The organism is Thermostichus sp. MS-CIW-23, from assembly GCF_054059455.1.
The window spans coordinates 1-23,382 of sequence record NZ_JBSSCC010000022.1 but is presented as its reverse complement, the minus strand read 5'-3'; the positions used below and the strand labels follow the sequence as shown (position 1 = coordinate 23,382).

Annotated in this window: 17 protein-coding genes; 5 read left to right on the top strand and 12 right to left on the bottom strand. The window is 58.4% G+C overall.

The genetic code is table 11. The features are described from left to right. Positions 1-45 precede the first annotated feature (45 nt). The 4 genes from rnpA (at position 46) to ACVW0B_RS09110 (ending at position 5,506) form a co-directional block, all read left to right on the top strand. Complete coding sequence (gene rnpA, locus ACVW0B_RS09125) at positions 46-426, top strand: ribonuclease P protein component (RefSeq protein WP_457387864.1); 381 nt, start codon at positions 46-48, stop codon at positions 424-426. Between the two features lie 82 nt (positions 427-508). Further along, positions 509-4,069 carry a chromosome segregation protein SMC gene (smc, locus tag ACVW0B_RS09120; RefSeq protein ID WP_457491500.1) on the top strand — a complete coding sequence of 1,187 codons (3,561 nt, stop codon included), beginning with the start codon at positions 509-511 and terminating at the stop codon, positions 4,067-4,069. 88 nt (positions 4,070-4,157) lie between these two features. Further along, positions 4,158-4,739, top strand: coding sequence for a Uma2 family endonuclease (locus ACVW0B_RS09115; RefSeq protein ID WP_011434474.1), 582 nt, complete (start codon positions 4,158-4,160; stop codon positions 4,737-4,739). 185 nt (positions 4,740-4,924) lie between these two features. After that, positions 4,925-5,506: a Uma2 family endonuclease gene (locus ACVW0B_RS09110; RefSeq protein ID WP_414382545.1), complete on the top strand. Its 582-nt coding sequence runs from the start codon at positions 4,925-4,927 to the stop codon at positions 5,504-5,506. Positions 5,507-5,524: 18 nt separating this feature from the next. On the opposite strand, the gene ACVW0B_RS09105 is transcribed toward ACVW0B_RS09110, so the two are convergent. From ACVW0B_RS09105 to ACVW0B_RS09050, 12 genes are all read right to left on the bottom strand, one after another. After that, positions 5,525-6,718: an RNA-guided endonuclease InsQ/TnpB family protein gene (locus tag ACVW0B_RS09105; protein WP_457491499.1), complete on the bottom strand. Its 1,194-nt coding sequence runs from the start codon at positions 6,716-6,718 to the stop codon at positions 5,525-5,527. A gap of 254 nt (positions 6,719-6,972) precedes the next feature. Further along, complete coding sequence (gene rsgA / locus ACVW0B_RS09100; RefSeq protein ID WP_414398405.1) at positions 6,973-8,016, bottom strand: ribosome small subunit-dependent GTPase A; 1,044 nt, start codon at positions 8,014-8,016, stop codon at positions 6,973-6,975. Continuing rightward, on the bottom strand, positions 8,013-8,282 hold the full coding sequence (locus ACVW0B_RS09095; RefSeq protein ID WP_414329168.1) for a sulfurtransferase TusA family protein: 270 nt from the start codon (positions 8,280-8,282) through the stop codon (positions 8,013-8,015). The genes rsgA and ACVW0B_RS09095 overlap by 4 nt, the downstream gene beginning before the upstream one ends. Beyond that, positions 8,279-9,463 carry a molecular chaperone DnaJ gene (dnaJ, locus tag ACVW0B_RS09090; RefSeq protein WP_011434470.1) on the bottom strand — a complete coding sequence of 395 codons (1,185 nt, stop codon included), beginning with the start codon at positions 9,461-9,463 and terminating at the stop codon, positions 8,279-8,281. Before dnaJ ends, ACVW0B_RS09095 begins: the two co-directional genes overlap by 4 nt. A 130-nt stretch (positions 9,464-9,593) precedes the next feature. Beyond that, entirely contained in the window at positions 9,594-11,402 is a 1,809-nt protein-coding gene (gene dnaK / locus ACVW0B_RS09085) for a molecular chaperone DnaK (protein ID WP_457491498.1), read from the bottom strand. A 179-nt stretch (positions 11,403-11,581) separates the two neighbouring features. Continuing rightward, a complete protein-coding gene (grpE, locus tag ACVW0B_RS09080) occupies positions 11,582-12,319 on the bottom strand; it encodes a nucleotide exchange factor GrpE (RefSeq protein ID WP_457491497.1) in 738 nt (245 codons plus the stop codon). A gap of 156 nt (positions 12,320-12,475) precedes the next feature. After that, positions 12,476-14,137, bottom strand: a complete 1,662-nt coding sequence (locus tag ACVW0B_RS09075; RefSeq protein WP_414374086.1) for a bifunctional metallophosphatase/5'-nucleotidase — start codon at positions 14,135-14,137, stop codon at positions 12,476-12,478. A gap of 40 nt (positions 14,138-14,177) precedes the next feature. Next, positions 14,178-15,398 (bottom strand): DUF445 domain-containing protein, encoded by a 1,221-nt coding sequence (locus ACVW0B_RS09070; protein ID WP_011434466.1) that lies wholly within the window; start codon positions 15,396-15,398, stop codon positions 14,178-14,180. A 66-nt stretch (positions 15,399-15,464) separates the two neighbouring features. Beyond that, a complete protein-coding gene (locus ACVW0B_RS09065; protein WP_457491496.1) occupies positions 15,465-16,391 on the bottom strand; it encodes a hypothetical protein in 927 nt (308 codons plus the stop codon). Between the two features lie 563 nt (positions 16,392-16,954). Beyond that, complete coding sequence (locus ACVW0B_RS09060; protein WP_457491495.1) at positions 16,955-18,541, bottom strand: S-layer homology domain-containing protein; 1,587 nt, start codon at positions 18,539-18,541, stop codon at positions 16,955-16,957. 173 nt (positions 18,542-18,714) lie between these two features. Continuing rightward, entirely contained in the window at positions 18,715-19,755 is a 1,041-nt protein-coding gene (locus tag ACVW0B_RS09055) for an NADP(H)-dependent aldo-keto reductase (protein WP_457395715.1), read from the bottom strand. An 85-nt stretch (positions 19,756-19,840) separates the two neighbouring features. Continuing rightward, positions 19,841-21,595 carry a hypothetical protein gene (locus tag ACVW0B_RS09050; protein WP_457491494.1) on the bottom strand — a complete coding sequence of 585 codons (1,755 nt, stop codon included), beginning with the start codon at positions 21,593-21,595 and terminating at the stop codon, positions 19,841-19,843. Between the two features lie 443 nt (positions 21,596-22,038). Between ACVW0B_RS09050 and ACVW0B_RS09045 the strand changes: the two genes are divergently transcribed. Beyond that, positions 22,039-23,160, top strand: a complete 1,122-nt coding sequence (locus ACVW0B_RS09045; protein WP_414343642.1) for a PP2C family protein-serine/threonine phosphatase — start codon at positions 22,039-22,041, stop codon at positions 23,158-23,160. The last annotated feature ends 222 nt before the right edge of the window (positions 23,161-23,382 follow it).

Here is a 23,382-nt window from a genome sequence, read left to right as displayed (position 1 = left end):
GCCCAAAACTCGCTGACTTCTGGGGCAGACTCTCCTCGGTGCCCAATGTTGCCGGCTCCTCATCGATTGCGGGATCGACGAGCTTTTCAGGCGCTCTACCAGGGGGGCCAACGTCGTTCCGGTGCAGGCTTAACCCTGCTGTTTCAGCCGATGCCGGTGGGGTGTGAAGGGATCCCTAGCCAAGTGGGGCTGGTGATCGGCAGAAAGGTGAGCAAATCTGCCGTAAAACGGAATCGGCTGCGACGCCAGTTGCGAGAAATCTTGCGCCCTCTGTGCCCAAACCTGAAACCCGGATACCGGCTGCTGTTTATCTCCAAGGCAAACTTACTGACCTACCGCTGGCCGGAGCTGAGGGCGGAGGTGCATCGTCTTCTCCAAAAGGCCGACCTGCTCGTCAGCACAGATGCGGATCCCAGGCTGTCCTAGAGACCTAGGCTGCACAGGTTTTTGCTACCCATGCTAGCCTGTTGCCATCATATGCTGGTGGCCACGCTAGATGTGGGGTGTGATGTACATCAAGCGGATTGAGCTGACCCGATTTAAGTCGTTTGGCAGCACCACCTCGTTGCCCCTGCTGCCGGGCTTTACGGTCATTTCCGGCCCCAATGGCTCCGGCAAGTCCAACATCCTGGATGGGATCCTGTTCGCGCTGGGTTTATCTTCCTCGCGGGGGATGCGGGCAGAGAGGCTTTTGGATCTGGTGCATTCCGGCAGCCTCAACGGCAATCGGCAGGTGGAAACCCACGTTTCCGTCACCTTTGAGCTGGGGCCGGGAGAAGATGGCCAGCCCAGGGAATGGAAAGTCAGTCGCCGGCTGCGGGTCAGGCCCGGAAAGGCTGAGGAGCTCGCCCGCGATAGCGGGACGGATTCTCTCCCCTACACCAGCACTTTCTACATCAACGATGTGCCCTGTACCCTGAGCGAGCTGCACGAACAACTGGAGGCGATGCACATCTACCCCAACGGCTACAACGTTGTTTTACAAGGGGATGTCACCAGTATCATTTCCATGCACCCCAAGGAACGGCGGCAGATCATCGACGAATTGGCGGGGGTGGCCACCTTCGACCGCAAGATCGCCCAGGCCAACAGCAAGCTGGAGGCGGTGCGGGAACAAATTGAGCGTTTTCGGCTCATCGAACAAGAATGGCAAGCTCAAGGAGAGCGGCTGCTCAGAGAGAGCGAAAAGGCCCAACACTATCAGCAACTGCGGCTGCAGCTGCAAACGCTGGGGCAGCAGCAACAGGTGTTGCTTTGGCGGCATTTGCAAGTCCAAGTGGAAGAAACCCAGGCGGCCATTCAGCGGTTTCTGGAAACTCAGGAGCAGGCCACCGCTCAGGTGCAGACCTTGAGCGAGCATTTGCAGCAAGCCGAAGCCGCCCTGACCGAGTTGCAAAGCCGCATCCACGCCCTTGGAGAGGAGGAATACCTGCACCTGCAAGCCCAGATTGCCGCCGCCGAAACACAACGGCAACAGGTCAGCCAACAGATCGCAGCCTGGCAGCAGGAGATCGAGCAAGCGCAGCGCCTACATCAGGAGCGGCAAACCCAACAGCAGCATCTGCAGGCGGAGCTGGAACACCTGCACAGCCAACAAGAGCAACTGGCCCAAGCCCAGGGATCCCTGCAGGCCCAGGTTCAGAAAGCCCAAATTAGCTTGGAACAGAGCCGCGAACAGCTGCGCGCCCTAGCCCAATCCGCTGATGCCTGGGTGAAACAGCAGCGCTACCTCACCCGCCACATTGAGGAACTCCGCGCTGAACAGGAGCCTCTCCAACAGGAGCAAATTCGCCTGCAAGAGCGACAACGGCAACTGGAACGACAAAGCCAAGAGATCCAAGCGGAGATTGCCCAGATCGAGGCGTGGCTGGGATCCCACCTGGCCCTCACCGCCGAGCTGGAACACACTTGCCGACAGTCGGAAGCTCAGGTTCAAACTTTGGCCCAAGAGCTGGCCCAACTGCAGGCCAGCCTGGAGTTGGATCGCGCCACCCACGAACGCCTGGCCGCCGAGCTGCACGCCAAGCAGCGGCAACTGGACAAATGGGAAACCCGCCGCCAAGTGTTGCAAGAATCCCAGGGATCCCGAGCGACCCAAGCCATCCTGAGTGCCCGTCTGCCGGGGGTTTTGGGGTTGGTGGCCCAGTTGGGGCAGGTGGATCCCCAGTATCAACTGGCCCTGGAGGTTGCAGCAGGCAACCGGCTGCACTTTGTGGTGGTGGAGGATGACACCGTGGCCGTGAGCGCTGTCAACTTTTTGAAACGGGAAAAAGCCGGACGCGCCACCTTTTTGCCCTTGAATAAGCTCCAGCCCACCCGCCCCCCCAGCCCCCTGAAATTGGACGGCCTGATCGACTACGCCATTCGTTTGGTGCGTTTTGAAGAGCGCTACCGGGATGTTTTCGGCTTTGTGTTCGGCTCCACCCTGGTTTTCCAAAGCCTAGAGCTGGCCCAGCCCCACATCGGCAAGCACCGCATGGTTACTCTGGAAGGGGAGCTGTTGGAAACTTCGGGCGCCATGACCGGCGGCAGCGCCCCCCAGCGAGCTGGGATCCATTTTTCTGTCGGCGAACCTTCCGAGGAGGCCGCCTTGCGCTCCCGCTTGGCCGAGCTGGAGGAACTGCTGGCCGCCCTCACCCTGCGCCTACAAGCAGCCCAAGCCCGCGAAAAACAACTGGCCCAAGCCCTGCTCCTGGCTCGCCAAGACGCCCTGCAAGCCCAGCAATATCTGGAGCGGCACCAAGCCGACTGCCAAAAGCAACAGGCCCGCCTGCAACACCTGCAGGGATCCCTGGCGCAAAGGCAAAGCGAAAGCCACCAGATCCAGCAGCGGCTCCAGCAGATTCAACTGCGTTGGGATCCCTTGCAACAGCGCCTGGCCGATCTCACCCTCAAGCTCAGCCAACTGGAGGGATCCCCGGTGAACCAACATTGGCAGCAACTGCAGCAGACGGTGCAGCAGCAGGAAAGTCGCTTGGCAGAGCTGCAGCAGCAACTGACCCAACTGGAGCGGCAACAGCAGGAGAACTCCGGCCAACAACACCTGAAACAGGCCCAAATCCAGCACCACCAGGAGCGCCTGCAGGAGAGCAAACAGCGCCAAGCCTATCTGCAGGAGCAAATCGTCCAAGCCCAAGCCACCCTTGGCCAAATCCAGCAACACCTTGCCGAGCAACGGCAACAGATGAGCCAGATCGAGGCCCGACTTTCCCACCTGCGCCAAGAGCGAGATCGGCAGGAATTTCAACTGCGGGCCCAACAACAGCAAATCCAACGCCTGGAGTGGGAACGCTACAACGCCCTCACCCAACAACAGGAAAAAGAGGCTCTGCTGGCCCAACTGCAAACCCAACTGCAAGCGGTGGTTCAAGAGCTGCCGGATCCGCTGCCCGACTTGCCCGCCACCCTGACCTTAGACGAGCTGCAGCGGCAAAAACGCAAAATCGAAGAGCAATTGCGATCCCTGGAGCCGGTAAACATGCTGGCCATTGCCGAATACGAACAGACCCAAGCTCGCCTGCGGGATCTCAGCGCCAAACTGGAAACCCTGCACCAAGAGCGCACCGAGTTGTTGCTGCGCATCGAGAACTTTTCCACCCTGCGTCGGCAAGCCTTCTTGGATGCCTTTCATGCCGTCAACGGCCATTTTCAAACCATCTTTGCCCAACTTTCCGATGGGGATGGTCATTTGGAATTGGAAAACCCAGAGGATCCCTTTGCAGGCGGTCTAACCTTGGTGGCCCACCCCAAAGGTAAGCCGGTGCGCCGTCTCAGCGCCATGTCGGGAGGAGAAAAATCCTTGACAGCCCTCAGCTTTATTTTTGCTCTGCAGCGATTCCGCCCTTCCAGCTTTTACGCCTTTGATGAAGTAGATATGTTTTTGGACGGGGCCAATGTGGAAAAATTGGCCAATATGATCTGGCAGCAATCTCGTCAGGCGCAGTTTTTGGTGGTCAGTTTACGCCGCCCCATGATCGAAAAAGCTGAGCACACCATTGGTGTAACCCAGGCCCGCGGTGCATACACTCAGGTGATCGGCCTGACCAAACCCGCCCCTCACCCCAGTTAAGATGTGGCTTGGTTAAGAGCAGAGGGCAAATCCTGAGGTCCCATTAGACTCATTCTAAGAATGGTTTAGGAGTGTCCAAACGCCTGCCATGGTTGCTCTGACTCTGAATCTATCCCCCCTGACAACCCTGAGCCGAGCAGATTTTATTCGGCTTTGTGCCGCCAATCCCGACCTGAAGCTGGAGCGTACCGCTCAAGGAGAATTGGTTATCATGTCTCCAACCGGCGGGGAAACCGGCCACTGGAATGCCGAAATCACCACAGACTTAACCCTTTGGAATCGGCAATCGGGCCGAGGGAAAAGCTTTGATTCTTCCACCGGATTTTCCTTGCCTTCAGGCAGCGACCGCTCCCCTGATTTGGCCTGGATCCCGATTGAAAAGTGGGAAGCTTTGGATCCCTCAGTCCGTCAAGGATTTTTGCCCTTGTGCCCCGATTTTGTGGTGGAGATCCTCTCGCCCACCGATTCTTGGATCCAAACTCAGGCCAAGATGCAAGAATACATGGACAACGGCTGCCGGCTGGGGTGGCTGCTGGATCCCAAGGCTAAGCGGGTGATGATCTACCGACAAGGGCAAGCGCCGGAATTGGTCGAAGATCCGGAAACCTTATCGGGAGAGGACGTGCTGCCGGGCTTCACCTTGCCCATCCGCAAGATCTGGTCGGCTTGATATGAGTAGCTTTCACGGATTTACGATCCCTGATACAGCTTTTTTCCACACCCTTAACCCAGCCAACTCTGATGGATCTCTTGCATGACAGGGATCCCACGCAATTGCAGAACTCTCCCAACCTTGGAAACAGCTGCAGTAAAAATGTTGAGCGATAGGCCAAAAACAGGCGGAGTCACACTACCATGGCTGCTCTGACTCTGAATCTATCTCCCCTGATAACCCTCAGCCGAGCAGATTTTATCCGGCTTTGTGCCGCCAATCCTGAGCTGAAGCTGGAGCGTACTGCCCAAGGAGAATTGGTCATCATGTCTCCAACCGGTGGGGAAACGGGCAATCTTAACTTTGAAATTGCCGGGGAAGTTTATGTTTGGAATCGGCAATCGGGCCGAGGGAAAAGCTTTGATTCTTCCACCGGATTTTCCTTGCCTTCAGGCAGCGACCGCTCCCCTGATTTGGCCTGGATCCCGATTGAAAAGTGGGAAGCTTTGGATCCCTCAGTCCGTCAAGGATTTTTGCCCCTGTGCCCCGATTTTGTGGTGGAGATCCTCTCGCCCACCGACTCTTGGATTCAAACTCAGGCCAAGATGCAAGAATACATGGACAACGGCTGCCGGCTGGGGTGGCTGCTGGATCCCAAGGCCAAGCGGGTGATGATCTACCGACAAGGGCAAGCGCCGGAATTGGTCGAAGATCCGGAAACCCTATCCGGAGAGGACGTGCTGCCGGGCTTCACCTTGCCCATCCGCAAGATCTGGTCCACGTAAACTACCCGGCTCCGACCGCTAAGCGGTACGGAGCGGGCTTTCAGTAGCCCTGAGCCTGCTCTGCCCTACCAGAGAACAAAACAAGCCCGGACCTCTAGGCTGGTTTACGACAGCCCCCAAGAGCGCAATCACATTCGCACCATTCAAATCCGCATCCCCTTCCCATCCACAGTGCCCACACTTGAACGACTTGCCACTGCGGTAGGATTGCGCAGGATCGGGATGGATGTGCAAACACCGGTGGCAGGTCTGCGACGTGTAGGCGGGCGGCACAAGAATCAGAGAAACCCCTGCAACCCTCGCCTTGTATTCCAGAAACTGACGTAGTTGGTAGAACGCCCAACTGTTGGCCCTGCGCCGCTCGGCTTTGCTGCGCGGCTGTTGATTGACCCTTTCCCGGATCCCTGTCAGGTCTTCCAGGGCGATAGCGCTGTTTGTGGTCTTTGCCCTAGAGACAATAGCTTTGGAGATGCGATGATTGACCCACGCCTGAAAGCGTCTCTCCTTGCCAGACAGCCGTTGCAACAGTTCTCTGCATCTGCGCCGCGAACTGCGTATGCCCTTACTGGCTTTACGTTGGAGTGCCGCCCTCAGCTTGGAGTAGTGGTCGCGGACTCTGTTCAACTGCTGTCCATTCCAATTGTCCCCGTCTGACGTATGGGCAATATCCGTCCTTCCCAAGTCCACCCCGATCACCTTGTCGGTATCTTGTTGTTTGGGTGTTTTTTCCTCTACGCAAATCTGGATGTAGTAGGAGCCATCTTTGCGCTTGACCAGCGTGGCAGCTTTTGGGTTGGAACCAGCCAGCATCCCACGCTGGTAGTTGCCAATGGCCAGTTCAAAGCGTTCTCTCCCTTCCACCGTGGTCAGCGACACCGTCCAGTCTTTTTGACGGAACGAAAAGATGCGAGCGTCGTAGGTAACAAAGCCGCTCTTAAACTCCTTGACGGGACGCTTTTTCTGCTTAGCCACTTTGCGGGAACCCGCTACCCGTCTGCACACCTGTTGAGCCAAGTTACTGGACAAGCCAAACCGGGCTCGAATCTCGTAGTAGCAAAGGGATTGCAGCTTGACCGCGTTGACGATCTTCTCCGGCGTGTTCTGGTTGACCCAATTCAAGGCTTGGCCAAAAGCCTCCAAAGTCGCGTCCAATTTGGCGGCTTGCGACTGGGCTACCTTGAGCTTGCAGGATATGGTCAGGACTTGGCTCATAAGTTCATTGTACTTCATCAAAGCGCATTCCTCCCGGCACTGACCCTACGGGTACAGTGCGGGGCTCCTGCGATTTCTAGCTGACATTCTACGGTCGTTTTATAGTCATTTTAGACAGGAATGAAACATTTCTGTTGTATTGTGTATTGGTTCCTAACTCCCCTCTCCCATAGGAAGAGGGGCTGGGAGTGGTTGCAGAAGCTGCACGGAATGCTTGAGGAGTGTCTCAATCTAGTTTGGAATGACTATAGTCCTCAGATTGGGGTCTTTCGCGCAATTCTGGCGAGACTGGGATCTTGGCCAGGCTGGATAAGGCCCACCGATGCCTTTTGCACCTGCTGGACTTCTTGCAAAAGCTGCAAGTAAAAAGTCCGTCGTTCCCAATCCAGATCTCGGAGCCCGCAGCCCGGCTCTCGATGGTGCAGGCAATCGCGAAACTGACAGGCGCCCAAGCGATCCCTTACTTCGGGGAAGCACCGTATCAACTGCAAAGGATGCACCGGCGGGATCCCTTCGCCAGCATTGAATCCCGGCGAATCGGCGATCCAACCGCCTTCCGGCAAAGGAAACAGCTCCACATGGCGGGTGGTGTGCCGACCATGGCCCAAACGTCTGGAGACGGCCTGAGTAGCCAGCCGAACGTCCGGCAGCAGCCGATTGAGCAAGCTGGATTTGCCCACCCCGGAAGGGCCCATCACCACCGAGATCTGATCTCGACAGCACTGTTGCAACTGGGGGATCCCAGCTTGGGTGTGAGCACTGACCAACAGAGGCTCATATCCCCACCTCTGCAGACGCTCCACCCAAGTTGTCGCCACTTCTGGATCCACGCAGTCGCATTTGTTCAACACCACCTGAACCCGCAGTTGGCTGGCCTCGGCTTGCACCAGCAGACGACTGAGGGCGTTGGGCTCAGGGTCGGGCTCGGCCAGGGCCACCACCACCAGAACTTGGGTCGCGTTGGCAATAGCGGGTCGAGGCAGCTGAGTGCGCCGCGGCAGGATCGCCTCGATCACCCCCCGCTCCGGCCAGAGGTCGGCGGCAGCAGGCGGCAAGCGCACCTCCACCCAGTCCCCCACCATCACCTGCTGACCCATTTTTTTCAGCTTGGCCCGACTGGTACAGAGAATCTCTGCCGGCGTGGGCTTTTCAACCGGAAACCGAGCCGGGATCTCGGGAAAGAGGGCAGCCAAACTCGGATCGATCCGCACGCGATAAAAGTTGGCCTGCGCTGCTCGCACCCAGCCGGTACAACTGGATCCCGGATCCCCCTTTCCTTCTGGTTTCACCGGGCTCATGGCGACGCAGGCGTGCCGCGACGCACCCAGAGAATGTAATGGCCTTCGGGGGAAGCTGCCTGTCCCTCAATCCGATGCCCGGCCATGGCTAGACTGTTGGGCACCTGCTCCAGGGGTTCTCCCGCATCCAGCCATAGCTCCAGCAGTTCTCCAGGAGCCATGCGCTCCAGGCGCAGCTTCGCCCGCACGTAGTTAAGTGGGCAAGGGATCCCGCGCTGGTCAAGGATAAACTTGACCTCTTCCGACGAAACAGCCTCTGCAGTCATTCTTCCTCACGCTCCCGGTTGCCAGGCATCTGGGCCAGCCCCCGCAACAACCCGCCCAAGAAACCATCCCGCTTGTTGATGCGTTCTCCGTGCAGCTCAGCCAGGCGCATGAGCAATTCCCGCTCTTCTGAGCTGATGCGGGTGGGGATCTCCACCACCAAGGTGATTTGGTGGTCGCCCCGAGACATCGGGTTGCCAATGCGAGGTACCCCCTTGCCCTCCAAGGTCAGCACTGTACCCGGCTGGGATCCGGCTGGGATGGTCAGCTCCACCTCCTCCTCCAGGCCGGCTTTCGAGTCCACGGTGGGCACAGAGACCTTGGCCCCCAAGATGGCCTGCAAATAGCTCACCCGCACCTCCGAGAGAATGGTCAGGCCATCTCGCTGGAAGTCGGGATCCGGCTCCACGAATAGGTAGACGTAGAGATCCCCGGGCGGGCCACCGCGTCGACCGGCATCGCCTTCCCCAGAAACCCGCAAACGGGTGCCACTGTCTACACCGGCTGGGATGTTGATGCGCAGTTTCTTCGTGGTTTGGGCCAAGCCCTCGCCGTTGCAGTTGTAGCAGGGCTCTTCCAACACCTGACCGCTGCCACCACAGGTGGGACAAACCGAGACCTGGGTAAAGTTGCCAAACGGCGTGCGGGTTGCCCGCCGCACCTGACCACTGCCCCCGCAGGTGGGGCAAGTTTTCACCTCCGTACCGGGCTTAGCCCCGCTGCCTCCACAGACGTTGCAGACTTCCAAGTGGCTGATGCGAATCTGCTTTTCGCCGCCGAAGATGGCTTCCAGAAACTCCAGTTTTAGGTCAAAGCGCAGATCATCGCCCCGTACCGGCCCCTGGCGACTGCGGGCATAGCTGGCTCCTGCCCCTGCAAAGTTGGTGAAAAAGCTCTCGAAAATGTCGGCAAAGCCACCCATCCCCGCAAAATCCTGGAATCCACTTGCTGCCGCGGCAGCTCCACTCAAACCCGCCTCTCCAAAGCGATCGTAGCGAGCTTTTAGCTCATTATCAGAGAGCACCTCATAGGCACGGTTGATCTCTTTGAAGCGCTCCTCGGCGCCTGGCTCCTTGTTGACATCCGGGTGGTACTTACGAGCCAACCGTCGATAGGCGCGCTTGATCTCCTCTTTGGAGCTATCGCGGCTAACCCCCAAGATTTCATAGTAGTCGCGAGCCATAGAAGCGCTTCAGAAGAGGTTAAAGATCAAAACATCAGACACACTTGAGATGCAACTTGTCAGGCAGCACAACCGAAGCAGACCTACAAGGCACCGGAGCTGGGGGAGAGCAAGCAGTTGCCTAGAATCCTCAGCGAGCTCCATAGATCTCGCTACCCATCTCCAGCAGGACAGCCCGCAGTTCTTCCATTGCGTTCCGTAAAGTTGCTAAGTCTACGTTATCATTTGCCAGCAATGCCCTCAATGTGCCCGCCACTTGAGCCCCCCGCTGGATTCGAGCTTCGCTGAGGCGATTGCCATGCTCCTGCAGGGTTTTGTCGTAGTTGTAGAGCAGGCTATCTGACTGGTTGCGGGCTTCCACCAACTGCCGCCGGCGCTGATCTTCTTCGGCATAGGCCTCCGCTTCCCGACGCATTCGCTCGATCTCGCTGCTGCTCAGGCCACCGTTATTGGTGATCTTGACGCTCTGCTCGATTCCTGTCCCCTTTTCCCGAGCCGAGACTTTCAAGATCCCGTTGGCATCGATGTCAAAAGAAACCTCGATCTGGGGCACCCCACGGGGAGCCGGCGGGATCCCGGTCAGTTGAAAGCGGCCCAAGGTCTTGTTGTCTTTGGCCATGGCCCGCTCTCCCTGCAGGACGTGAATCTCCACCACACTCTGGCCATCGGTGGCAGTGGAGAAAATCTGGGTTTTACTGGTGGGAATGGTGGTGTTGCGCTCGATGATGCGGGTGAAGACTCCCCCCAGCGTTTCCACCCCAATCGAGAGAGGGATCACGTCCAGCAGCAGTAGATCTTTCACTTCTCCACCCACCACGCCTGCCTGGATGGCAGCGCCAAGGGCCACCGCCTCGTCGGGATTGACGGAGCGATCTGGGTTTTTTTTGAAGATTTGCCGAATTTTCTCCTGGACAGCGGGAATACGAGTAGAGCCGCCCACCAGCAGCACGCGGTCGATGTCTGCAGGGGAGAGGCCAGCATCCCGCAGCGCCTGTTCTGTAGGCTCCACGGTGGCCTCCACCAGATCCCGCACCAACTCCTCAAACTTGCCGCGGGTCAGCTCCACTTCCAGGTGCTTGGGCCCCGAATCGTCGGCGGTGATAAAAGGCAGGTTAATGAGTGTAACCTGGGTGCTGGACAGCTCAATTTTGGCCTTCTCGGCAGCCTCCCGCATCCGCTGCAGGGCCATGCGATCCCGCGAGAGGTCGATCCCTTCCGTCTCCAAAAACTGACGGGTGAGCCAATCGACAATTCTTTGGTCGAAGTCATCCCCCCCTAGGTGGTTGTTGCCGGCGGTCGCCTGCACCTCGAACACCCCGCTGCCCAGTTGCAGCACCGAGACGTCGAAGGTGCCACCACCCAGGTCGAAAACCAGAATGCGTAGGTCTTGATCTTGTTTGTCTAGGCCATAGGCCAGGGCGGCTGCTGTCGGCTCGTTGATGATGCGCAGCACCTCCAGGCCGGCAATGGTGCCCGCATCTTTGGTGGCCTGCCGCTGGGCATCGGTAAAATAGGCGGGAACGGTGATCACGGCTTGGGTCACCGGCTCCCCCAGATAGGCCTCCGCATCGGCCTTCAGCTTTTGCAGGATCATGGCGGAGATCTCCTGCGGAGTGTAGGCGCGATCTTGCACCGCCACTTCCACCATGTTGTCTCGACCGGGGATGACTTTGTAGGGAACCCGCCTCCGCTCATCTTCGGTCTCGGCAAAGGTGCGGCCAATGAAGCGTTTGATGCTGAAGATGGTGTTTTCGGCATTGGTAACCGCCTGGCGCTTGGCCAGTTGGCCCACCAAGCGGGTGTTGTTCTTGGCAAAGCCGACAATGCTGGGGGTGGTGCGCCCTCCCTCGGCGTTGGTGATCACAACGGGCTGACCACCTTCCAAAACCGCCACGCAACTGTTGGTGGTTCCCAGGTCAATCCCGATGACTTTACCCATAGCCCCCTCTCCCCGTGCGCCAAGTCTCAACCCAAGAACGCGATTCCACGGATCTTAAAAGCATTCTGCCCAGAATCCCGCAGAAACCTTCAGACGTTGCTTTCGTCTCCGTAGCTTTACTGTAGCGTTTCTGAGACTGCTCTGGCTCTGTTTGTCAAGGTTCAAGTGAGCAAGTTCGGCTAGGAAGGTTGGGGGTTTTGGGGAGAGGCAGGAGTGCTCTCCGGGCCGGGTTCGCTGGTGGCCTGGGCAGAGGGGGAAGGTTCAGCGCTGGGGTTGCCTGCCGAGACGGCCACCATGGCATGACGGATCACCAAGTCCCCCAGCTTGTAACCTGGCTGATATTCGATGGCTACCACATCCTCGGGATAGTCTGGGCTGGGCTGACGGGCTATGGCTTCGTGCAGGTTGGGGTCGAAGGGCTGGCCCACCGATTTCATGCGGGAGACGCCCATCTTCTTCAGGCATTCCACTAGCAGGCGGTAGACGCTCTGGTAGCTGTTGTGCAACTCCCGCTCGCGGTCGGTTTCCAGCTTCAGCTGCTGCTGAGCCCGCTCAAAGCTGTCCACAACAGGCAAGATCTCCAGCACAAATTTCTGCCGTTCTTTTTGGCTGAACTCTTCTTTTTCCCGCTGGGTACGCCGCCGGTAGTTTTCAAAATCGGCGTAGAGGCGCAGGTAGGCGTCTTCTTTCTCTTTGAGTTGCTGGCGGACAACTTCCAACTCGTGCTGGAGCTGCTTGAGAGCTTCACCGGGATCTGGAGAAGGCTCAGCTGCGGTTTCTCCGGAGGAGGTACCGGCTTCTGCTTCGCTATCTTCCAAAATCAGCTTCTCCAGCTCTGCCTCTACGTCGATCTCTTCTTCCTGTAGTTCAGGATAGGTATCTTCTGGGGCCATCGGTTGCTTCTCTTCGGCAGTCATGGGCGATGTCGGCAAGTGTTAGCAATGAGCAGTGACTCGGATATCCCCAGTTTGGCAGTTTCAAAACCGCCGCTGCACTCAGCCAAACCAGGCTCTGTGTTGATCGTATTCTACCGGGTTCTCTTTCAGCCAGTTGAAGTCAATATCTTTTCTTTCCTAGCCGACCAGCAGATGTTCCCGTGGCCGGCCCAGGCAATCGGGGAAGTAGATCTTGGCCAAGTCGGGGATTAGGCGCCAGTTGGGGCTGTAGATGGGTTGAATGGGGGAGTGGGTGTGAATATAGTAGACCAGAAAGTCGCGGATGCTATCGGCTGAGATCCACAGGGTTTGGGCTTCTTGGAACATGCTGTAACCGCCGCCGCCGCCGGCTCGGTAGTGGTTAATGGCCAGGCGAAAGGTCTGTGCTGGTTCCACCGGCTGTCCGCGGAATTGTAAGGTCACCAGGCGCTTTCCTACGGGGCGGGTGAGATCGAAGCAGTAGTCGATGCCGTGGTAGAGGTCGAAGGTGTAGCCGCGGGCTTCGGGGGCCACGACGGCAGCAGGATCGGCGGGAAGGTGATTGGGATCCAACTGGCGAAAATAGCCGGCAGTCTGTTCCAGGGCGCGCCGCAGAATATCTCCAGTGATCTCCAAAACGCAGAGGGTGTTGTCGTAGACGGTGAGGCTGTAGGCATCTTGCAGGGAGATAGGGCCTGCTGACAGGCCGGCGCTGCTGCAGATGTTGACCAGGGAGAGCTCTGCGGGGAATCCTGCCTCCCGCACTGCTTGCAATTGGGCCTGATGGAGCAGCTCTGCCAGAGGGTTGGCCCCCAGACGGGCTGCCAGACCGCCGCTATAGGCAGAACGGGCTTGGCCAATGGGCTGACGGATGTAGCGCAGGGTGGCTTGATGATAGGGCTCTGTCAAGGCCAAGAGTTCGGGATCGGGAGGGATCCCTTCGGCGGAGAGGAGCTGTGCGCTTTTGCTGATGATTTGCCAGCGGCTGCCCTGGCGCTCCAGCTCCAGGGATACCTGGGAGAGGTGGCTGCCCCAATAGCCGGGCTGCACCACTAGAGCTTGGGATCCCCCCAGACCGGCGATGGTCTGGTGGGTATGGCCGGAGAGGATGACGTCAATGCCGTCCAGTTCGGCCAGGGCCAACAGTTCGTTTTCCCCTGCCAGGCTTTTGTTGCTGCACCAGCCGGAGCGATCCGGGTTGTGCCAATGCTCAGGGGTGCGCAGGGGGGGCAATTGGTTGGGGCCGCTGTGCAGGATCAAGATCAAAACATCCACCTGAGGTCGCAGCAGCGATAGGTAGTGTCGGGCGGTCTCCAACAAGGGGGCAAAGCGCAGCCCCGCAATGTAGTCGGGTCGCTCCCAGGTGTCGATGCGGGGGGTGGTCAGCCCTAGCAAGCCAACGCGAACCCCGGCCAATTCCCGGATCAGGTAGGGCTGGAAGAGGGGATCCCCATTCTGGCGGAGGATGTTGGCGCAGAGCACCGGACAGCGGAGATCGCCGATAAAATCCTGGAGAACTTGCAGCCCAAAGTTAAAGTCGTGGTTGCCGGGGGTAAAGGCGTCGTAGCCCAAGGCGTTGAGAGCATGAGCCAAGGGGTGAGGGGAGACGCGCTCCACTTGCGCATAGTAGCTGCCTAAAGGGGATCCCTGAATGGTGTCGCCGCTGTCGATGAGCAGGACGGGATCCTCACTGGCTGCTCGCACGCGCTTGATGAGGGTGGCCAGCTTGGCTAGACCGTGCTCCGCAGGGATCCCAGTGAAGTAGTTCCAGGGATGTAGATTGGCATGGAGATCCGAAGTGTGGAGAATTGTTAATCGCATTCTCATATCATAGCCAAAGTCAAAGCCCAACCCAAACTCGTCAGCCCAGCAAGAACAGCACCTGCACACAGCCCACCAAAAAGCCGAGGAGGCCGCCTAAGTTGACGATGGCCTGGAGTTCTTGGCGCACGATCTGCTGGATGGCCTGCTCCAGGTCGGCAGGGGAGGTGGCGTTGACTTTATCGGCAATGACCTGATCCAGGTTCAACACCGGGATCACCTGCATCATCAGGGATTCGAGATCCCGTTCTAGGTAGCGCTCCAAGACCAAAGCCAGGTCGGCGCTGATCTGATCGATGGAGGTGATCAACGCCTTGGAGTTGCGCAGGCGTCCCAACACCAGGCTGGCCACTTTTTCCCAATCGATGGTCTCCCCCAGCCCTTTGATAACCTCTGGCCCTTGGCTGCGCAGGTAATCTTGGATCCCGTCGCGGAGGGCACGGCGCAACTGACGCACGGCGGAAACCGGCAGGTTTTGCAGCGAGAGGTTCTGCAGGATCTCGGTCAGGCGGCGGGAGGCGTTGATGTCTTTGAGCAGATCTTCCAAGATGGCTTCTGCCCCTTCCGGCTCTTCTAGACAATAGGTGCGCAGGCGCAGCAGGGCATTTTTCAGGCCGAACAAGTTGGCCACCACCCAGTAGGAGCCGGTCGCTCGTTCACGAAACTCCTCGTCAAGGGATTCGATGTTGCGATCGGTGAGAAAGTCCACCAAGTTCTGCCGCAACACCTTTGGGGGCAGCGCCTGCTTCAGGATCCACTCCGAGAGCTGCTTGGCCTGCTCGCTGCTGAGGCGCAGCTCCAGCAACACTTGGTCGAACAGTTGGTTAATGGGCCCTTCCAAAAAGGTTTCTTGGCGGGCAAGCACCTTCACCAGGCGGGGCAACGACTCGTTAAACAGGTCGGCTAAAATGCGCGCCAACACCTGAGCAGTTTGCTGCTGTTGCTCAGGGTTTTGCAGCCGATCCAGGGCTACCCCCAGCAGCCAGCGGATCCCTGCTTGCATGCGCTCGGTTTGCAGCAGCTTGCGGGCCAGATTGTGCAGTTCCTCCGGCGTGAGCAGGGATCCCATGATGGTCTTGGCGATCTGCTTGGCCAGACGGGGTTGGTTCTGCGGGATCAGGCCGGGGGTAAAGGGGATGCGCCAGCCGAAAACCCGATAGGGGCGGTAGGGCCGGAACAGCATTTTGATGGCAATGTCGTTGGTGAAATAGCCGATCACCAGCCCGGCCAGCGGGGGCACAACGTAGATCCAGAAGGCCATGGAAGCAATTGAGGGTGCTCTCTTCTACTCTACTGACCTGCCCCAGCGCAAGAGAGCGTTGACCAGTTATTGGATGATCAGGCTATCGGTCAGTTCCAGCTCCACCAACGTATTGGGCTGCAGCGTCACCACCCGGTCAATATTGGTACTGCCTGCCGCAGCGCCGGCCAAGCTGCCGGCCAAGATCGGCAAAAAGCCCCATCCCCCCGTGAGAATTCCCAAGGCCAACCCACCTGCTGCCCCATAGCCTGCCCCGCGGGCTACAGTTGTGCCGACATCGGCGTTGCGATCCAACCCGACTGGTAGCGGCGCAGATTGGCCTCTCACCAAGTAGGTGGAAGAGCCGATGGTGAGGCGGTTGGCCACAAAGCGGCTGCCGACGACCCGCTCTTGGGGATCGGCGCTCTCCGACTCCCGACCAGGAAACTTCTGTTCTCGGTAAACCGGCTCAAAAGTGCCCCACACCACACTCCCTGCCGGGATCACCACCTGGCCAAAGCGATCCACCACCGGCTCGGAGACTTCCAGGTGGCCGTTGATGGCCTGGTAGGGCTGGAAGGTGATGGGGCGGTAGACCGTGAGGAGAATACGGGTGCCGGCAGGCAGCTCGCCCCGCGTGGCTCCGGAGAGATCCCCACCTGGGCTGAGGTCGGGCCGACGTTGATAGGAATAGGCCTCGCCTTGGGGGAGTTGTCCACCTGGGGCCGCTTGAACGGGCACCACCGGGATCGGATCCAAAACCGGAGCCGTGGGATCCAGCGGCATTTGCGGCACCTGAGGTACAGGCGGTAGGGCCGGTGGGGCGGCAGAGCTGGGGGAGGGCGGAGGGCTCAGCAAGGGCAAGGTAGGGACGGGATCCCCCCTGGGGGGCACCGGCTGAGGGGTGAACTCGAACTGCTGAGCAGCAACCGGGGTAACGGCACCGGCTATCAACACCCCCCAAAAGGAACTCCTCTGCAACAAATGCAGGAACGGCTGCAAGGTTGAGCTCATGGATCCCATCCGGTCACAACTGGCAGTAGCTTAACATCCTGCCCCGCTTGTGCCCACTAGATTTAGTAGGTATTAAGGGATCGGAAGCTCTTAAAACACTATTGAGCCTGTTCGGGGTCTGGATCGAGTTTTCCCTAGGGGCTGGGGGAAGGAGAAGGAGTCGGTCCGCCGGGATCCCCTGGCTGGGGGGCTGGGGATTCTGGCTTAGGAGACTCTGTAGCCTCACTCTCCTGAGCCTCGGGGCTGGACTCCGGCTTGGGTTCTGCAGGAGACCGTCCTTCTGGAGAAGGAGAAGGTGAAGGCTGATACATTTACGCTGAACACTGCTGAACATCACTGTTCAACTATGCAGCGATAGCATTCTGTTTGTTTCCAAACAGAATGGCGGTATCCCGCAAAGCTTTGAGTAGAATACCCAAAGCGCAGTTTCCGTGTCGTCTTACTACCAATTTTCTGCTTTGCTTTGGCTACCATGTTGGCAGACTCGAAAGTAAACAGAAAGATCAACTGGTAGTAATCCGTACTGAACATATTATACATTATTTTCAGTATAGTTGAGCTTATTATTGACTAGAGTCATGCTCCCCGCCAGGCTGTGGAGTGGGAGTGGGTGTAGCTTCCGGCGTGGGTGTGGGAGTAGGCGTAGCTACCGGTGTTGGGGTTGGCGTTGGGGTCAGAGCTGGAGTCGGCGTTGGGGTCGGTGTGGGCGTGGCTGTCGGTGTTGGGGTTGGGGTTGGTGCGGGTGTTGGGGTCGGTGTGGCAGTGGGCTGGGCGGCCTGCACCTGGAAAGACCACTGCTGGATGGTGGTGTTGCCGCTGGTATCGGCAATTTGGACGGCGATCAAGGTCGGTCGATCGGTGGGCAGCGGCTCGGCTGGGGTGTAGGCGAAGCCGGTGCGGGTGAGCTGGGCTTGGGCGGTGACATCCACATTGTTCACCAGCAAGGTAAAGCTATTCAGGTCAATTCCTTGGTCATCTTGGAAACGGGCTGAGATGGAGGGGCGAGGGTTGTCTGTTAGGGATCCGTTGGGAGGGGCCAGTTCGCTGATGGTGGGGAAGGTGGTGTCGGTCACCCGCCCGATGGTGATGGTCTTATCCGGCAGCTGCACCAGGGTTACCAGTCCATCCCGCTCCAAGCGGGCAAAAACAGGCGCTTCTGAGGCTCGGTCTTGGCTGCGGAAGGTGTAGCTGCCCTCGTATTGCCCTGGGCGGGTTTCCTGCAGTGGCAGGTTGTAGGCAATGCCGGGGATGGAAAACGATCCCTGCGCCCCTGGGGATCCCAGCAAAAACACGGTAACGGTATCCCCTGGGTTTACGGATCCCAGCTCTTCGCGGGCAAAGAAGGTTCTCACTTCTGGGGCGGCGGGCAGCGTTTCCACCAGAGGCTCAATGGGAATGTCCGGCGTGGCCAGGGGTTCGGGCGTAGGGGTGACCTGGGCAAGGAGCTCGGTACGGATCCCAGGGCCGGGAATGGCAGCCCCCACCGGCGGATCCAAATTGGGTACTCGACCCACCTTGGCCAGCGCTTGGTAGGTAAGAGCAGCCACTTCCCCCCGCGTGGCCACCGCCTGGGCATTCAATTGGGTGGGGTTGGGGTAGAGCACCAACAGCCCTTCCTGAACTGCTGTCGCGATGGGGGCGCGGGCAAAGTTGGGAACCAAATTGGCATCGCCGAACGCGGATAGGATCGCGTCAATTTGGCCGGCATCTTCGATGAGCCTGCCGTTGGTGGCTGCACGGGTCAGGACAGTGATGGCCTGCGCACGGGTGAGCACATCGTTGGGGCGAAAGGTGCCGTCCGGAAAGCCGGAAACAAACCCTGCCGCTGCCGCCGCGCCGATGGAGGGAGCCGCCCAACTGGGAATCGGATCGGCAAAGGAGCGCACAGGAACGTTGGTATCTAGGCCAAAAGCTTTGGTGACAATGACGGCAAATTGGGCACGGGTGATGGATTCATTGGGACGAAAGGTGCCATCCGGGAAGCCGCCGATGATCTGCCGTTCATTCAACCCGGCAATGTACTGGGCACCCCAATAGGTGCTGATATCAGAAAGTTGGGCCCAAGCGGGATCCCCAAGCCAGGCCAAGCTGCTGCAACTGATCACCAGAGCGGCGGTTTTCCAGCCCTGCCAAAGGGAAAGCTCACGCATCGTTCACACCTCAGGTTCTGGGTACGGGATTTACAGTCTTGGATCCCCACTCTCGGTTGGGAGGGGCCCTGGAAGTTGGCCGGACAGAAGTGTAGGAGAGGATATCCAAACCGCACACCCAGACGAGGAAACCTTCTGAAAAGTTCTGTCTGGCCACCGGTTTCGCCAACCTTTCAGGGGGCAGGATTGGGGTAGCGCTGGTGAACCGCTTCGATCTCCGCCAGGATCTGCGGGGACAGCTCCACATCCAGGCAACTGAGGTTCTCTTTGAGTTGGGTCAGGCTGGTGGCCCCAATGATGGTGCTGGTGACAAGCCAGCGGCTGCGCACAAAGGCCAAAGCCAACTGGGCCGGTGTCAGACCGTGCCGGCGGGCAATTTGCACATAGGCGGCCACCGCTTCTTCCACATTCGGCTTGCGGTACCGCTGGCCAAAGCCTTCAAACAAGGCCAAACGGGATCCCGGCGGCTTCACCCCCCCCAGATATTTGCCCGTCAGCAGCCCAAATCCGAGCGGGCTGTAGGCCAGCAAGCCCACCTGCTCGTGGCGGCAGACTTCCGCCAGGCCCATTTCAAACGTGCGGTTGATGAGGCTGTAGGCATTCTGAATCGAGACCACCTTGGGCAACCCCAGTTGCTCGGCCACCTGGCAGAACTTGCTCACCCCCCAAGGGGTTTCGTTGCTCAGGCCGATGTAGCGAATGAGACCCTCTTGCACCAATTCCGCCAGAGCCTGCAACTGCTCGGCAATGGGAACGGTGGGCCGCTCCTGGCTGGGATCGTAGGCAACGCCCCCAAACAGAGGCACATAGCGATCCGGCCAGTGGATCTGGTAGAGGTCGATGTAGTCGGTCTTCAGGCGTTTGAGGCTACCGGCCACCGCCTGCCTGAGGTTGTCGCGGGTAATGGACAGGGATCCGCCGCGAATCCAATGCCAGGGCCGACCGGGGCCGGTGATCTTGGTGGCCAGGATCAGGCGATGCCGCGGTTGGTGTTGTAGCCACTCGCCGATGTAGCGCTCGGTGGATCCCTGGGTTTCCGCCCGCGCCGGCACCGGATACATCTCGGCGGTATCGATGAAGTTGATCCCGTGCTCCACCGCGTAGTCGAGCTGTTCGAAAGCCTCAGACAAAGTATTCTGCTGCCCAAAGGTCATGGTGCCCAGGCAGATCTCGGAAACTTGCAAAGGGCTGTGGCCAAGCTGGCGGTAGCGCATGGGGAATCTCCATCTAGACAGCACGCCAGTCCCCATTCTGCCCAAAACCTGTCGGCCTACGGGATCCCCCGCTATGCCCCCGTTCCTATTTCGGTGCGGATCCCAGCAGAGGAACGTACTCGCGGTAGAGCTGACCCAAAATTTCCAGACCGATGCGGGTGCGGCTATCGGGGGGGCGAGCCTCAATGGCCGCCTTGACTTGCAAAATCGTGCCCACCGGATAGGGGGAGCGCAGCTCCTCCCGCTTGCCCAAAAACACATCCGTAAAGTAGTCGATCAGCCGCTTGACTTCCCCCACGTCTTTGCGGGAAATGTCCATATCCAAAACGGTGGTCAACTTGGCCCGCATAGCCTGAAAACTTTGCTGGCCGGTGTTGAGGGCCACCCGCTTGGCCAGGCTATCCACCACAATTTGGGTGATCTTCTCCACATTTTGGGTGACGATTTCTCGGTGGCGGGCGGCAAAGCGCAACTGAACCTCATCCAGAAACCGTTCTCGTTCCAGAATCTGGATGCCCTGTTGCTCCAAATCCACCCCATAGCTCTGCAATTGCTTATACTGATTCAAAACCCATTGGTTGTAGAAGGAATCCGCCAAAACTCGCCAATAGCCGATGAGGGTGGCCTCGGCAGAGGGAACGCTGACCAAATAAGCTTCGCTGGTGATCAGGCGCAAATGCTCTGTCAGCTTGTCTCGCTCCTTCTCATCCAAGTAGGAGGTGCGCGGCACCCAAACTGCCCCGTACTCGCTTTTCACCTCCCCGGGCAGGGATCCGAAGAGGGTGTCAAAAAACTGATGAATGCTGAAGAGAAGAAACTTTTCCGGATCCTGAAGGCGGGTGAGCAGTTCCTGTTTTTTCTCCTCCTGATATTGAGTTACCAACTGCTGGGCCTCGGCGATCTGGCCGCGGGCCACCTCCACATCTTGCCGCAGCTTTTCAATCTCCTCCGAGCTCACCATCTCAACGCCGGCAGGCTCCCGTTCCCCGCTGAAATAGCTGCCCCCCGGCCCGGTGCCCCCAATGCCCACCAGGGGAGCGTCGCTGTCGTTGTCCAGGGTTAGAAGGCGAGCAAGAGCCTGGAGTCGAGCCTGCCGATTGGAGGAGCGCAGGGATCCCAGCTCCACCGGATCCCCACTTTCCCAACCGTCCAACCCACCAATGCGGTAGAGCGTGTAAAAATACTTGCTGAGTAGAAGCGCCAGCAGATGCCTGTTCTTGACCTCGTTGTACTCTAAGTAGGCCCGCAGACACAGTTGGAAAGCGATGTTGGGCAAGCTGCGACACACCTTCGTAATCTGGGTGTAGACCCTTTGCAGGTGAGGCCGAAAGCTGCGTGGGATCGCCTCGGGCCGTAGGCCGCGCAACAAGAACTCCTGCTGGCGCAGATCTTGAGGGGTAAAGTAAAAACTTTCTTGCCAAAGCAGCTCATCCAAGTCACGGGCAAAAATCGGTTTCAAATGGTCGATGATTTGCACCACAACCGACTCGGTGAAGACCGGTATAATCTTTTCGATGTGAAGCTGATCGTAAACGGAGCGCAGCCGCTCGCTGCGGAAGTCTTCGATGGAGATTAGCCCCTTCATGGTTCCGATCCGACCATCGCTCAGCAGGAACTTATAGACCACTTCGGCAGTGGCCCCTGGGGAGAGAACAAGAGTTCCCGTCAAGTCAGGGCAGATTTGCAGGGGGCGTAGCAGGCGGCTGGTTTCACTGACGCTGAAGCAACTCCAAGCTGCCGGGTTTAACACCACCGACGATAGGGAGGCCAACAATTGCTTCTCGTCCAAGTCCTCCAGCCGAATTTCTCCCCTGTGAGCTTCGCTAGGTCCCGGAGGCAAGCTCGCCCGCGAATCCTGAACGGCGGAAGGGGATAAGGATGGGGGAGATGTGCTCATGCGGTAAAGGCTATTGAATCTTAACGTTCACTCTAAGTCGGCGAAGGATGGATGAGTGTGATCTGTATCTCTGTATCCAATGAAAGTCTCTCAAGAAGAATCTGCCCAGAATCTGCCTCGAATTGTCTCCCGCCACCAGTATCTGGAAACGGTTAGCTTTTGGGTAGCGTGCAACCACGGTTTTGAGGATCCACAAATCGATACGTACCTTCAGCTCTGATGGATGAGGCTGCTGAGGCTTCACCCCTTTGTCGTGGACTGCTTGCCGAGCCGGTTTTCCTGCTGCAACCCCTAAGCTAGGATGAAAGATCTGCCTATCGGTATGGGATATCGGGCTGGAGTTGGGCTTGAATGCGTTTTGACTTCAGGATTGGGGTGCAGCGGTCATGACGACCATTTTGATTGTTGACGACGATCCGACGATTCGGCTGGTGTTGAAGCGATCCCTGGAACGACAGGGCTACACCGTGGAGATGGCCAGCAACGGTTCCGAGGGGCTGGAGCAAGCCCACCTGCTGGTGCCGGGGCTGATCATCTGTGACTGGATGATGCCGGACATGGATGGGCTGGAGGTTTGCCGACGCATCAAAGCCGATCCCAAGTTTTCCACGACGTTTTTTATTTTGCTCACCGCCCGCACCGAGGTCGAAGACCGCATCCAGGGCCTGGATGCCGGAGCAGATGAGTTTCTAAGCAAGCCCATCGACCCCAATGAGTTGCGGGCACGTGTGCGAGCCGGATTACGCTTGCACCAGCTCAGCTATGACCTGCAGCAGCAAACGGCCAGGTTACGGGCAGAATTGGCCGAGGCGGCCAGCTATGTGCGTTCTCTCCTGCCGGAGCCGGCCTATTTTCCCGACTGCAAAGTGACCCTCGAGTGGCGCTTTTTACCCTCCCAGGAATTGGGGGGAGATTCGTTTAACTATCATTGGCTGGATGAGGAACACCTGGCCATCTATCTGCTGGATGTGTCGGGGCATGGGGTGGGATCCGCTCTGTTGTCGGTGTCGGTGATGAACCAGTTGCGCACTCAAGGCTTGGCCGATGCCGATCCCCGCCAGCCGGACGCGGTCTTGCGCGCCCTCAACCACTCTTTTCAAATGGGATCCCACCATGAGATGTACTTCACCCTTTGGTATGGGGTTTATCAGCCGGGATCCCGTCTGCTCTCTTTTGCCAGTGCCGGCCACCCACCTGCCCTGCTCATCCAGGGTCAGGATTCGCTCCTGCTGAAGACTGCCAACTTGCCCATTGGCATTTTGCCCGACCTCACTTTTCAAAGGGATCAGGTGCGGATCCCCGAGAACAGCCATCTCTACCTGTTCAGTGATGGAGTTTACGAAGTCATAAACCCCCAGAGAGAACTCTGGGGGCTGGACAATTTGATAGCCCTGCTGAGCAAGGGCGCTGGCAATAGTTTGGATCAGGTGATCCATCAGGCCCAATCCTTTCAGGGGCGGACGGACTTTGAGGATGATTTCTCCCTGCTCCGGATCAGCTTTGGTTAGAGGTGAGTTATGGCTATTGCAAGCTGCTTTGAGGCGATCCCCTGACCAAAAGGCGCGGCAAGCCCCGTCCTTCAGGGCAGGGAAGGATAGCGCCGACCGTAGCCGACGCCCTTTAAAAACGCAGTGCCGGCCATGTGAATATCGTTGTCATCACGCATAGGCCAAGAATACGATTGAGCGGTGCAACGACTTCAAGCCTTCAAGTACGAATTGCTGCCCAAC